The sequence below is a fragment of the Pseudomonas sp. R4-15 genome (assembly GCF_055768815.1).
The window spans coordinates 3,283,835-3,295,816 of sequence record NZ_CM147293.1 but is presented as its reverse complement, the minus strand read 5'-3'; the positions used below and the strand labels follow the sequence as shown (position 1 = coordinate 3,295,816).

Here is an 11,982-nt window from a genome sequence, read left to right as displayed (position 1 = left end):
TTTGCAACAGAGTCCGCCCATGTCCCATCCTGCCGTCCATTCGCCGCTGGGCAAGTCCAGCGAATACGTCGCCCACTACAGCCCCGAACTGTTGTTCCCCATCGCGCGGCTGCCGAAATGGACCGAGCTGGGACTGCAGGTCGGAAACCTGCCCTACCATGGCGTGGACTTCTGGAACTGCTACGAACTCTCCTGGCTGCTGCCTTCGGGCAAGCCGGTGGTGGCGATCGGTGAGTTCGCGATCCCGGCCGACTCGCCGAACATCATCGAGTCCAAGTCGTTCAAGCTCTACCTGAACTCGCTGAACCAGACGGTGTACGCAACGAGCGAGGAGCTGGAACGCACCCTTGCCAAGGACTTGTCGAACGCCGCGGGCGCTCCGGTCGGAGTACGCCTGCGTGCCCTCGACGAGGTGGCGGCGGAAGGGTTCGTGGGCTTGCCGGGTGTCTGCATCGACGACCTGGACGTGACGATCGATGAACACGCCGCACCGCGCGCCGAGCTGCTGAGCCTGGCCTCGCTCGAGGTCGTCGACGACGCCTTCCATAGTCACCTGCTCAAATCCAACTGCCCGGTGACCGGCCAGCCTGACTGGGGCTCCCTGGCGGTGAGCTACCGGGGCAAGCAGTTGGACCACGCTAGTTTCCTGCGTTATCTGATCGGCTTTCGCCAGCATCAGGACTTCCATGAGCAGTGCGTCGAGCGCATCTATCTCGATCTGCTGGCACTGCTGGAGCCCGAGCACCTGAGCGTGTCGGCGCGCTACGTGCGTCGCGGCGGGCTGGACATCAATCCCTGTCGCAGCAGTGCGCCGATGGTTTGGGAAAACCGGCGGTTGGTGAGGCAATAGGCCGGGCTCCCCCTCTCCCCAACCCCTCTCCCGCGGGGGGAGAGGGGCTAACCGTGCAAGCCGTTGCGATAGATGGCAGACCAGACCGCCCCAGCTGCTGCGCTGCCAAGCAATCCAGCACGGTATGCAACCACAAATCACACCGGCAGAATGGGTATGCGGGCATCAATCGAGGTTGATGCAGAGTAGCGCCCGAGCGCACGCTGCCAATCAATACCGCACGAACGCTCCCTCTCCCCTCGCGGGAGAGGGCTGGGGAGAGGGGGAGCCCGTGATGAACCACAGCACGCGGCCTTCATGCCCCCGAGGGCTTTTCGGGTGATATTCGGCGACGGCGCTGTTACCAATCTCGCCGGTCTGGGCACAAACTCTCCCTCTCCCCTCGCGGGAGAGGACCGGGGAGAGGGGGGAGCCCGTGATGAACCCCAGCACGCGGCCTTCATACCCCCGAGGTTTTTTCGGCGTGAAGTTCGGCCACTGCGCTGTTACCCATGTCGCCGGTCTGGGCACAAACGCTCCCTCTCCCCTCGCGGGAGAGGGCCGGGGAGAGGGGGGAGCCCCGTGATGAACCCCAGCACGCGGTCTTCATACCCCCGAGGTTTTTTCGGCGTGAAGTTCGGCCACGGCGCTGTTACCGATCTCGCCGGTCTGGACACGAACTCTCCCTCTCCCCTCGCGGGAGAGGGCCGGGGAGAGGGGGAGCCCCGTGATGAACCCCAGCACGCGGTCTTCATACCCCCGAGGTTTTTTCGGCGTGAAGTTCGGCCGCTGCGCTGTTACCCATGTCGCCGGTCTGGACACGAACGCTCCCTCTCCCCTCGCGGGAGAGGGGGAGCCGTGAAGAAAGGCAAGCCCGTGAGCCCGCCCCGTCGCCGTATCGCTCAGCCCAGCGCTTGCGTGCGTTCAGTCAGCCAGGCCAGCGCCGCGCCTTCCAGCAGCGGGCTGAGGCGTTGGCGAACCTCGCGGTGGTAGGCATCCAGCCAGGCGCGCTCGTGGGGTTCGAGCAGTGCCGGTTCCAGGCAGCGGGTGTCGATCGGGCAGAGGGTCAGGGTCTCGAAGGCGAGGAAGCCCTCGGCGGCCTCGACGTTGAGCACCAGGTTCTCGATGCGCACCCCCCATTCCCCTTCGCGATACAGTCCGGGCTCGATGGAGGTGATCATGCCCTTGCGCATGGCCCGCTCGGGGGTGACCGGCGCGCGGAAGGCGATGCTCTGCGGGCCTTCGTGGACGTTGAGGAAATAGCCCACGCCATGTCCGGTACCGTGCCCGAAATCCAGTCCTTCGGCCCACAGGGGCGCGCGGGCGAGGGCGTCGAGCAACGGTGCGGAAATACCTTCGGGGTAGCGCGCGCGGGACAGGCCGATGACGCCCTTGAGCACCAACGTGCAATCGCGCTTTTGCGCGGCGCTGGGGTGGCCCACCGGGACCATGCGGGTGATGTCGGTGGTGCCACCGAGGTACTGGCCGCCGGAGTCGATCAGCAGCAGGCCGTCGCCTTCGATCTGCGAGTGGCTGGCTTCGGTGGCGCGGTAGTGCGGCAGGGCGCCGTTGGCGTTGAAGCCGGCGATGGTGGCGAAGCTCAGGCCGACGAAGTCCGGGCGCCTGGCGCGCAGTTCGCGCAGGCGTTCGGCGACTTCCAACTCGCTGATCGGGCGTTGGGCGATGGTCTCGTCGAACCAGGTGAAGAATTCGCAGAGCGCAGCGCCGTCCTGTTCCATCGCCTGACGCATGTGAGCGGCATCGGCGTCGCTCTTGCTTGCCTTGAACAGTTGGCAGGGGCTGTGCGCGTCGACGCGCTCCACGCCTTCGCCCAGGCCGGCGAGCAGGGCGCGGGTGACGCGCAGCGGATCGACCAGCAGACGGCTACCGGCGGGCAGCGAGGCGAGGCTGTCGGCAGCGGCTTCGTAGGGCAGCAACTGCACGCCGTCCTCGGCCAATTGCTGGCGCAGGGCGAGATCGAATTTGCTCGGGTTGGCGAAGAGGCGAAACTCGTCCTGGCCAACCAGGGCATGGGCGAGGAATACTGGGTTGAACTCGACGTCGCTGCCACGCAGGTTGAGCAGCCAGGCGAGATCGTCCAGTGCCGAGATCAGGTGCCACTGGCAGCCTTTCTCGGCCATGCGTGCGCGCAGGCGCGCGAGCTTCTGGGCGCGGGACTCGCTGGCGAAGGGCGCATCGTGGGCGTAGACCGGCGCTTCCGGCAAGGGTGGCCGGTCGTTCCACAGCCCTTCGGCGGGGTCGAAGTCTTCCAGCAGTTCGATACCCTTGGGCCGCAGCGTGTCGCCCAGGCGCCGGGCGGTGTCCAGTGACAGCGTGCGGCCGTCCACCGCCAGCCGGGTGCCCTCGGACAGGTGCTCGGCGGCCCAGGCGACCGGGGTGCTGCCGGGCTGCAGCTTCATCATGCGGATGCCGCTGCCTTCGAGCTGGCGTTCGGCGGCGCTCCAGTAGCGGCTGTCGACCCACAAGCCGGCGAAGTCGGCGGTCACCAGCAGCTCGCCAGCGGAGCCATCGAAACCGGAAAGAAAGCGCCGCACCTGCCAGTGCTCCGGCAGGTATTCGCTCAGGTGCGGATCGGCGCTGAGCACCAGGCAGGCGTCGAGTTGCCGGGCCTTCAGGCGTTCGCGTAGCGCGGCCAGTGCGTTCATGTGGCGCTCCTCTGCTGATCGGTCATTGCGTGCGCTTGGGCTGCTGGTAGAGCGCCAGCAGCATCTGGTCGAGCAGCGCCGAGGCGCCCCAGGGGCGCGGATGGTTGAGGATCGCGACCACCGCCCAGGTGTCGCCGTTGCGGTCGCGGGTGAAGCCGGCGATGGCGCGCACGTTGTTCAGCGTGCCGGTCTTGATGTGCGCTTCGCCGACCATCGGCGTGCCGTGCAGGCGTTTGCGCATGGTGCCATCGATGGCGACGATCGGCAGCGACGAGATGAACTCGGCGGCGTAGCGGCTGTGCCAGGCGGCGCGCAGCAAGGTAGCCATTTCCCGCGTGCTGACGCGTTCATCGCGGGACAGTCCGGAGCCGTTCTCCATGACCAGGTGTGGCGCGGTGATGCCTTTCTGTGCCAGCCACTGGCGCACGACGCGCTGGGCGGCCTTGCCGTCGTCCGGATCGGCATCGTTGCGCTGGGCGGCGCCCAGGCTGAGGAACAGCTGCCGGGCCATGGTGTTGTTGCTGTACTTGTTGATGTCGCGAATGATCTCCGCGAGATCGGGGGAGAAGGCCCTTACCAGCAGGTTGGCGTCCTTGGGTACGCTGCCGGCGCGGTCGCCACCGGCGATGCTGCCGCCCAGCTCCTGGAAGATCGCGCGGACGGCGCCGGCGGCGTAGCTCGCCGGGTCGAGCAGCGAGAGATAGGTTTGCGAGCTGCAGCCTGGGGCCAGCTTGCCGGTCACCGCGACGCGGTAGCCGCCGGGCTCCTTGACCGGGTTGTAGACCACTTCGGGGTAGGCCGGGCATTTGCCGCGTGGCGCCGGTTGCAGCTGGTTGTCGATGCGAACGCTGGCGATCGGCGGTTCGACCACCACGCTGAGCTTGCCGGCGTCGTTGCGGGCGACGAAGCGCAGGGCCTTGAGATTGACCAGCAGCGAGTCGGGCTTGACCAGGTAGGGCTTGTTGTCGTCGTCGCCATCGTCGTCGAACTCCGGCAGGCTCGGCTGATGGAAGTAGCTACGATCCAGCACCAGGTCGCCGGTGACATGCAGCACGCCGTTGGCGCGCAGATCGCGCAGCAGCAGCCAGAGCTTCTCCATGTTCAACTTGGGATCGCCGCCGCCCTCGAGGTAGAGGTTGCCGTGCAGGGTGCCGTCCTCCACCGGACCGTCGCCATAGAACTCGGTGCGCCACTGGTAGTTGGGGCCGAGGTTCTCCAGCGCGGCGTAGGTGGTCACCAGCTTCATGGTCGAGGCGGGGTTAACCGAGACGTCGGCGTTGTGGAATAGCGGCTTGCCGGGCCCGGTCAGCGGGATGGCCGCGACCGAGAGTGCGCTCTCTTCGATCTTCGCGGCCTTCAGCGCTTTCTGCACGCTCGCCGGCAGCGGGTCGTCGGCAAACGACGGCAGGCTGGCGAAGGTCAGGGGCAGGGCGAGCAGGGCGTGGCAGAGCAGGCGGGACAGGGACGAGCTGAAGCGGGGGTTGCGGCTGGACATCCGGACTCCGATGACTGGCGCAAAGTATGGAGACGTTCGACTCGCGGGGCCGTCGATGGTGCCGCACGCGGGGTCGAGCGAGGCTTTGGATTATGCCGCAAACGCGCCGGGGTTGCTGCCCTTCATTCGCCCGCCAGTGGTACCGAGCGCCGCTCCAGGCGGCGCTTGGCGAGGCGAATCAGCGCCGCGACCAGCAGCGCCACGGCGGCGCCGTAGAGGGCGTTGAGCAGGCGTTCCCCGGGGAGCTGCCAGTCATGGGCGAGGCTCTCGGCGAGGAGCAGGAAGCAGCAGGTGCTCTGGGCGACGAACAGCCCGTAATGGTTGGCCTGGAAGGCGCGCGCCAGGTAGATCAGCGGCAGCATCACCATCACCAGCAGATGCGGTTCACCCAGGGCGTTGCCCAGCGCGACTAGGAGCGCCGCGGCGACCAGACTGGCCAGCGCCGCCTGCAGCGTGCGCGAGAGACTGTTGCGCCATTCCGCCTGCAGCGTGGTGAACACGGTGAGGGTCAGCCAGTAACCACGCGGCAACTCAGCGAGGTGCACGATCAGGCCACCCAGGCCGCAACCGATCAGGCAACCGAGGGCGTGCAACTGCCACTGGCGCTGTGGCAGGCGCCGCGCGTGGCGTCCCAGCGCGCGCAGAAGGCCAAGCGTGCGAGGCATCCGTGGCCACATGCGCAGGCCATGCAGGCCGCGCAGGCCGAAGGCGAGCAGGCAGACCCAAAGGCCGCCTAGGGCGAACAGCGTGGTGACCGCGGCTGGATTACGCAGGCTGGCGACACCGTACTGGCCCTGGCCGAGGCATAGGCAGACCGCGATGCCCAGGCCGAGCTTGCCGGCCTCCTTGCCGAAGCGTTGCAGCCAGGCGAGCAGCAGGCCGGCGGCGGCGAAGGCGAGCAGGCTGGTCCAGGCCTGGTGGCTGGCCGCCCAGAAGCCGATGCCGGCGGCCGCGGCGCCCAATGCGGTGATCAGCAGCATGCGCAGCATGCCGAAGCGATGCAGCGGATTGCCCAGCGAGGCCTGGAAGGCGCCGACGGTGGCCCAGAGGAATCCCGGATGGCCGCTGAACAGGCCCAGCAGCAGCGGCAGTGCGCAGCCCAGTCCGGCGATCGCCGCCGGGCCCCAGGCCGGTGCGCCGGGCGTCCAGCCGGACAGGCGTCTTAACGCTGATGGCATGCGTGCGATTCCCTAGGGTCTGTTGTCGTTTCGTTCGCGAGCCGCGTTGTCGCCAGAAATGGCCTGCGGTTAGGCGCAGGCTGCAGCCAATGGTCATTCCCTTGGCAAAGCCTGTAACGACGGCGCAGGCCATTTCTGGCACAACCCTACGGGCCGGTGCCTGTTTTGGCGCGATACGGCGTTGCTCGTCTTGGACTTACCCCGGTAAGCCCTGCGACTCGCGCCTTGTCTCGCGCCAAAACAGGCGCCGGCGCGGCCGTGAACGAAACGACAACAGACCCTAGACATCTACGGCTTCCTTTTCTATTGCTGCCCAATGGGACCGGCGTAGGCGCCTATGGTTTCTTAACCGCCGGTCATCTCCCTGGCCATTTGCGTGGCGTAGCTGTCGGTCATCCCGGCGATGAAGTCGATGGTGCGCAGGATCGAACGGTAGGTGGACCAGTCCGGCTCCGGCGCGTAATGCGCCAGCAGGTCGAGGATGCGCCGGTTCTTGAACGATAGCTCGCCGCCGCGACGTTGCTCCAGTGCGGCGCCGCAAAAGGCGTTGAGCAGCACTTCCAGCGTGGTGTAGGCGCCGATTTCATGCAGCGTCTTGCGCTTGTCGTGGAAGATCTTCTCCCGCGCCAGGGCCTTGGCCTGCTGCACGCAACGCTGCGCCGGGCCGTGCATGTGCGCCACCAGATCGCCGCTCAGCTCGCCCCGCAGCAGGGTTTCGCGCTGAGCGTAGAAGGCGGAGGCTGCGGCGTTGGTCAGGTGTTCGATGGCCTTGCCGCGCAGGATCGCCAACTTGCGTCGGCGCGAATCCCGCGGGCCGAGCAGGCGATAGGTCTCGGGAATGTCGTCGCCGACCAGGTCGAACAGCAGGGCCTCGACTTCCGCGTAGTCGAGCAACTCCATTTCGACACCGTCTTCCAGGTCGATCAGCCCGTAGCAGATGTCATCGGCGGCCTCCATCAGGTAGACCAGCGGATGGCGTGCCCAGCGATCGCTGTCCAGTTGCGGTAGGCCGAGGCGGCTGGCGACCTGCTCGAGCACCGGCAGTTCGTGCTGGTAGCAGCCGAACTTGTGCTTCTTGTAGCCGGGGCCCTCGGCGTGTCGCGCGGTCCACGGGTATTTGAGGTAGGCACCGAGGGTGGCGTAGGTCAGCCGCATGCCGCCGTCGAATTGGTGGTATTCGAGCTGGGTGAGTACGCGAAAACCCTGGGCGTTGCCCTCGAAGTTGAGCAGGTCGGCGCGTTCGGCATCGCTCATGTCGTCCAGCCAGCCACGTCCGGCAGCCTGGCGGAACCAGTGGCGGATGGCGTCTTCACCGTAATGGCCGAACGGCGGGTTGCCGATGTCGTGGGCCAGGCAGGCGGACTGCACGACCATGCCCAAGTCTTCGGCGCCGCACCAGTCGGGCAACTCGCCACGCAGCATCTCGCCGACACGCATGCCCAGCGAACGGCCGACGCAACTGACCTCCAGCGAGTGGGTCAGGCGCGTGTGGATGTGATCGTTGCTGCTGACCGGATGGACCTGCGTCTTGCGCCCGAGGCGGCGGAAGGCGCCGGAGAAGATGACCCTGTCGTGGTCCTTGTGGAACGGGCTGCGACCGAGTTCGTCGGTGCTATGCAGCGGCTTGCCGAGACGTTCACGGGTAAGGAGGGTATGCCAGTCCAAGTCGGCTCTCGCTGAATTGCCGGGAGGGAGGGCTAGCTTCCCCGCTTTGTTGGGGTGCGATCAAGTCTGCTGAGTGGATGCCGCATAATTCGGGGGAACCCCCTCTCCCGCGAGGGGAGAGGGGGTGTTGGTGCGGGCGTTCATGATGGGCAGGCGGTCAGGGCGCGTGACTCGGACTGGGCGTTAGCCGGGTTCCCGGGCTTCCCGGAATAGCCCGTCGCCCCTCGTGGGAGAGGGGTTGGGGAGAGGGGGGGCTACAGTTGCATCGTGTCGATATCCAGCAGCAGCAGGCGATTGCCGGCATCGACGAATTGCCCTGCGGTCATGCAGTACTGGTTGGTGCTGGCGTCGCGATACTGACCGGAAAGGCTCAGGCGCCGCTCTTCCCAGCCCTCGGCGAGCAACTGGTAGAAGTACGGGCGCCAGGACCAGTTGTGGTTGAGGAAGCGGTCATCCTCGCGCCAGGCGCCGTTGCGCCACTCCAGGTTGGGGGTGATCTGGGTGCCATGGCGGTCGCACTGGTAGAGGCGCAGCAGCCAGGGATACTTGTAGGGCGCCGGCATTTCCCTGAGCGAACGTCCGGCGTCGATCAGGCTGCGGGCCTGGCGGATCAGTTCGCCGAGCTGGCGGCGTAGTTCGATGAGTCCTGCGCGCTCGCTGAGCTTGGTCTGCACGTAGCGATCACGCAAACGCGCGAAGCGTTCGACGAAGGCATCCACCGGGTAGAACTGCTCGCTGGGGCGGGCGAACAGGAAGCCCTGCACGTAGCGCGCGCCACACTCCAGGGCGAAGTCGAGCTCGGCCTCGGTTTCCACGCCTTCGGCGATGATCCAGCAGCCGGTCTTCTCGGCCATCTGCGCGAGGGCCTTCACCACCTCGCCGCTCGGCCCGCCACGGGCCGCGGCCTTGAACAGCTGCATGTCCAGCTTGAGGATGTCCGGCTGCAGGGCGAGTACCCGGTCCAGCTGGGAATAGCCGGCGCCGAAGTCGTCGATGGCGATGCGCGCGCCGGCTTCGCGGTAACGTCGTACCACACCCGGCAGGCGCCCGCTGGCGCCGCCCAGTTCGGTGATTTCGAAGACGATGCGCTGCGGCGGAACGCCGAAACGCTTGAGTTGCTTGAGGCTCGGCAGCGGCTGTTCGGGGCGCAGGCGGCTGATCCAGCGTGGCGAAATGTTCAGGCTGATGAACCAGTCGGGATGCGTCTCGCCGATGCGGGCGAGGGCGCATTCACGGATTTCCCGATCGAGGCGGCGCAGTTTGCTGGGCGATAGCCGTGGATCGGTGAAGAGCGGTCCCACCGAATGCAGGTTGCCGAATGGGTCACGCAGGCGGCCGAGTACTTCGACGCCTGCGATCAATCCAGTGGCGGTATCGATGAAAGGCTGAAAGACCGCTACGGTTTCTCCATCCGTCAAGAGTGCTTCCGTGGACGACTCGAGGGTCGACCGACCGGGGATCTGGCACGTCATGGACGACTCCTAGATGGTTCCCAAAAGGGCAAGCAAGAAGCCGGCCATGCCTGTCGGTAACACTACATGACGCTTACGTTTCAGTGACCGCGATGACCCCTGAGACGTACGAGCAGTGGATAGGCCGTCAGCGCCAATCGTGCCAACTTGCCGACTTTTCCCAGGCGTTTGCCGAACAGCCCCAGAAGCACACCTGCCGCCAGCAGCATCGGGGTACTGCTGTGCGAGGACTCGTCGTTGTCGTCATGGGAGAACCAGCCGGTCACGCGGGCCAGCGGGCGCACTACCGGCTGTGCATGGTAATGCAGCTGTTGTCGGTGCATTTCCATGCGTAGGCGCACCAGTTCCTTGCGTGTCGCCAGGCGCGCGGCATTGGACAAGGGTTCGCTCATGGTAGCAGGCGCTCCCGATTACGGTTGAGTTCCTCGAGGGTCGCCTCGAACGGCGAGCGCATCTGTCCGGCGAGCTTGCCAGCCTGCAGCGCGGCGAGCAGCAGGCCCAACCCGTAGAACAGACAGAGGCCTATCGCTGCGCTCATGCGATGGTTTTCCCAGCAGAGGATCATGATCGTCGCCGACAGGCAGATCAGCAGCAGCAGCCCGAAGAACAGCGCCACGGCGCAGCAGATGAACAGGCGGAAGGTGCGTGACTTCTCTTCCTGGAACTCGATGCCGATCAGCTCGATATGGCCCTGCAGCAGCCCCATGGCAGCGCCGCCGAGCTTGGAAATGGAGGGCTTGGGCGGACGGTTGTCCTGGTTCGAATCCATGAAATCTCCCAAATGGGCGTCAGCGACGCCCGGAAAGCATGCCCAGCAGGAAGCCGACGCCTGCGGCGATGCCCAGGGCCTGCCAAGGCTTGGCGTGCACGTAGTCTTCGGTGGCCTGGATCGCTGCCTGGCCTTTCTCGGCGCAGCTGTTCTGGCCTTCGGCGAGCATGACCTTGGCGCGGGCGATGTTGTCGTTGATGCGCAGGCGCAGTTCGTCCGCTCCGGCATCGGCGACGTCCTTGGTGTGCTGCAAAAGGCGCTCGGTGTCGGCGATCAGGGTGTTGAATTCCGCCGCCAGGGCTTCGCGGGCCTCGGCGAGATTGCGCTTGTGCGCCTCGACATCCACCTGTGCGGCGGGGTCGAGTTCCAGGTCGGCGCTCTTGGTCTTGGTGGGCATACGATGGCTCCTTGATAGGTCTGGACAATGATTATTACGAACCCTGGCCCCAGGCAAGGTTCAATCGCCGCAGGCTGCTCGCCTGGACTAGAATTCAGCCAGTCCACCGCCCTGAAAGAAGAATCGTCGTGAACACCTCGCTGCCCGAATGCCAGCTACTCGGCACCCTTGGTTGCCATCTCTGCGAACAGGCCGAGGCGCTGCTCATGCCCTTCGTCGAGCATGGCCTGCTGGTGGAACTGGTGGATATCGCCGAGCGCGAGGAGTGGGTGGAGCAGTATGGCCTGTCGATTCCGGTGTTGCGCCGTTGCGATACCGGCGCCGAACTCTGCTGGCCGTTCGACGAGGCCCAGGTGGTGGGATTGCTGAGCGCGGAATGACGGCGCGCCAGCGGGCGCGCCTGGCACAAATCAGGCCGAGGTGCTGACCAGGCTGCCGCTGGTGCTGCTGCCGGACTCGGACAGGGCTTCGACGAGTTGCGAACTGGCGGTCTGCAGGGCCGCGCTGATGCTCGAAACCTGGGCGGAGGCGGACTGTACGCGGGCCTGGGCGGCCTTGTCGTCGGAATCGGCCTGCTGCTGCGCGGCCTTGAGTTCCTGCTGGGCCTTCTGCAGTTCTTTCTGCAGTTCGGCGATCTGCTTGCGCAGCTCTTCGACGGTTTCGTCGCTGTCATCGCTGCTGGACGATGAACTGCCACCAGCGCCCCCGGCGGCGCTGGCGGAAGCACTCTGCTCGCTGCTGCTGGCGGTCGCGGCGGTGCTGGTCGCGTCGGTCGAGGTATCGCTGCTTTCGTCCGTGGACGTGGCGCTGCTGGTGGTGCTGGCAGTGCTGACCGTGCTGCTCGCGACGCTGGTGTTGAGGCTGATCATCGTGGCTCTCCTTCGGGGTGCCGATAGCATGCACCGCGTGGCGACTCCAGCGCACGCGATCGGGTAGCCGGCTGGTTACCCGATTGTCACCGACTGGTTACGGAATCTGCGCGCCGGCGTCGATCCAGGCGCGCAGCGCTGCTGGCCGTTCGAGGGGAATCCAGTCGTGGGGGATTGTTGCGCGCAGGGGGGAAGGCCGTGGGTCCGATTCAGGCCCTGGTGTCCAGGAGAGCGCCGCTAGAGCCCCCCTTGCGGAGCGCCATGAGCATCTGCCCGTAGGCCATTTGCAGCGAGGCATTCAGTCCGTTGATGCGGGCCAGGGCATTCTGTACACGCGATTGGGACGCGTCGTTCTGCTGGCCGTTCTTTGCGCGACGCAATTCCATGCGTGCCTGGCGCAGTTGCTCCTGCAGGTCGCTGATCAATTCGCGCAACGCCTCGATCTTGGCGTCGCCGTCACTGCTTCCCTGACTGCTGCTGGCACTGCGCTGCGCAGTTTGCTGGCGCAGCTGAAACACGCCGTTCTGCTGGCCGATGACGTTGCGCATCAGTTTGCTGGTGAGGTCGAACATCGCGGCAGTCCGGGAGCCTGTCTGCTGGCCAGTGTAGTGGCCTTTTGCAATCCCTGGGAGTGCCGCTTGG

12 protein-coding genes are annotated in these 11,982 nt (G+C 66.2%); 2 read left to right on the top strand and 10 right to left on the bottom strand.

Going from position 1 to position 11,982, the window contains the following annotated elements; translation table 11 throughout:
• Positions 1-19: 19 nt before the first annotated feature.
• Positions 20-850 carry an NADPH-dependent 7-cyano-7-deazaguanine reductase QueF gene (gene queF / locus ACYRGX_RS15695; RefSeq protein WP_473053388.1) on the top strand — a complete coding sequence of 277 codons (831 nt, stop codon included), beginning with the start codon at positions 20-22 and terminating at the stop codon, positions 848-850.
• A gap of 881 nt (positions 851-1,731) precedes the next feature.
• On the opposite strand, the gene ACYRGX_RS15690 is transcribed toward queF, so the two are convergent.
• The 8 genes from ACYRGX_RS15690 to ACYRGX_RS15655 form a co-directional block, all read right to left on the bottom strand.
• A complete protein-coding gene (locus ACYRGX_RS15690) occupies positions 1,732-3,495 on the bottom strand; it encodes an aminopeptidase P family protein (protein ID WP_473053387.1) in 1,764 nt (587 codons plus the stop codon).
• Positions 3,496-3,517: 22 nt separating this feature from the next.
• Complete coding sequence (gene dacB, locus ACYRGX_RS15685; RefSeq protein WP_473053386.1) at positions 3,518-4,990, bottom strand: D-alanyl-D-alanine carboxypeptidase/D-alanyl-D-alanine endopeptidase; 1,473 nt, start codon at positions 4,988-4,990, stop codon at positions 3,518-3,520.
• Between the two features lie 122 nt (positions 4,991-5,112).
• A complete protein-coding gene (locus ACYRGX_RS15680; protein ID WP_473053385.1) occupies positions 5,113-6,168 on the bottom strand; it encodes an FUSC family protein in 1,056 nt (351 codons plus the stop codon).
• Between the two features lie 345 nt (positions 6,169-6,513).
• The gene (locus ACYRGX_RS15675) at positions 6,514-7,833 is read right to left on the bottom strand and encodes a deoxyguanosinetriphosphate triphosphohydrolase (protein ID WP_473053384.1); all 1,320 of its coding nucleotides are present in this window, start codon (positions 7,831-7,833) and stop codon (positions 6,514-6,516) included.
• A gap of 254 nt (positions 7,834-8,087) precedes the next feature.
• Positions 8,088-9,305, bottom strand: coding sequence for an EAL domain-containing protein (locus ACYRGX_RS15670; RefSeq protein WP_473053383.1), 1,218 nt, complete (start codon positions 9,303-9,305; stop codon positions 8,088-8,090).
• Between the two features lie 80 nt (positions 9,306-9,385).
• The gene (locus tag ACYRGX_RS15665; protein WP_473053382.1) at positions 9,386-9,697 is read right to left on the bottom strand and encodes a hypothetical protein; all 312 of its coding nucleotides are present in this window, start codon (positions 9,695-9,697) and stop codon (positions 9,386-9,388) included.
• Positions 9,694-10,074, bottom strand: coding sequence for a phage holin family protein (locus ACYRGX_RS15660; protein ID WP_473053381.1), 381 nt, complete (start codon positions 10,072-10,074; stop codon positions 9,694-9,696). Before ACYRGX_RS15660 ends, ACYRGX_RS15665 begins: the two co-directional genes overlap by 4 nt.
• 19 nt (positions 10,075-10,093) lie before the next feature.
• Positions 10,094-10,471, bottom strand: a complete 378-nt coding sequence (locus ACYRGX_RS15655) for an ElaB/YgaM/YqjD family protein (protein WP_473053380.1) — start codon at positions 10,469-10,471, stop codon at positions 10,094-10,096.
• A 128-nt stretch (positions 10,472-10,599) separates the two neighbouring features.
• On the opposite strand from ACYRGX_RS15655, the gene ACYRGX_RS15650 reads away from it, so the two are divergent.
• Positions 10,600-10,851 carry a glutaredoxin family protein gene (locus ACYRGX_RS15650; protein ID WP_473053379.1) on the top strand — a complete coding sequence of 84 codons (252 nt, stop codon included), beginning with the start codon at positions 10,600-10,602 and terminating at the stop codon, positions 10,849-10,851.
• Between the two features lie 30 nt (positions 10,852-10,881).
• On the opposite strand, the gene ACYRGX_RS15645 is transcribed toward ACYRGX_RS15650, so the two are convergent.
• Both ACYRGX_RS15645 and ACYRGX_RS15640 read right to left on the bottom strand, forming a co-directional pair.
• Positions 10,882-11,340, bottom strand: a complete 459-nt coding sequence (locus ACYRGX_RS15645) for a hypothetical protein (protein ID WP_473053378.1) — start codon at positions 11,338-11,340, stop codon at positions 10,882-10,884.
• A gap of 209 nt (positions 11,341-11,549) precedes the next feature.
• On the bottom strand, positions 11,550-11,888 hold the full coding sequence (locus ACYRGX_RS15640; protein WP_473053377.1) for a hypothetical protein: 339 nt from the start codon (positions 11,886-11,888) through the stop codon (positions 11,550-11,552).
• Positions 11,889-11,982: the final 94 nt, after the last annotated feature.

Excerpts from the sequence above, each read along its gene's own strand:
- queF (WP_473053388.1), top strand. The coding sequence starts at position 20 with ATGTCCCATCCTGCCGTCCATTCGCCGCTGGGCAAGTCCAGCGAATAC.
- ACYRGX_RS15690 (WP_473053387.1), bottom strand. The coding sequence starts at position 3,495 with ATGAACGCACTGGCCGCGCTACGCGAACGCCTGAAGGCCCGGCAACTC.
- dacB (WP_473053386.1), bottom strand. The coding sequence starts at position 4,990 with ATGTCCAGCCGCAACCCCCGCTTCAGCTCGTCCCTGTCCCGCCTGCTC.
- ACYRGX_RS15680 (WP_473053385.1), bottom strand. The coding sequence starts at position 6,168 with ATGCCATCAGCGTTAAGACGCCTGTCCGGCTGGACGCCCGGCGCACCG.
- ACYRGX_RS15670 (WP_473053383.1), bottom strand. The coding sequence starts at position 9,305 with ATGACGTGCCAGATCCCCGGTCGGTCGACCCTCGAGTCGTCCACGGAA.
- ACYRGX_RS15665 (WP_473053382.1), bottom strand. The coding sequence starts at position 9,697 with ATGAGCGAACCCTTGTCCAATGCCGCGCGCCTGGCGACACGCAAGGAA.
- ACYRGX_RS15660 (WP_473053381.1), bottom strand. The coding sequence starts at position 10,074 with ATGGATTCGAACCAGGACAACCGTCCGCCCAAGCCCTCCATTTCCAAG.
- ACYRGX_RS15655 (WP_473053380.1), bottom strand. The coding sequence starts at position 10,471 with ATGCCCACCAAGACCAAGAGCGCCGACCTGGAACTCGACCCCGCCGCA.
- ACYRGX_RS15645 (WP_473053378.1), bottom strand. The coding sequence starts at position 11,340 with ATGATCAGCCTCAACACCAGCGTCGCGAGCAGCACGGTCAGCACTGCC.
- ACYRGX_RS15640 (WP_473053377.1), bottom strand. The coding sequence starts at position 11,888 with ATGCGCAACGTCATCGGCCAGCAGAACGGCGTGTTTCAGCTGCGCCAG.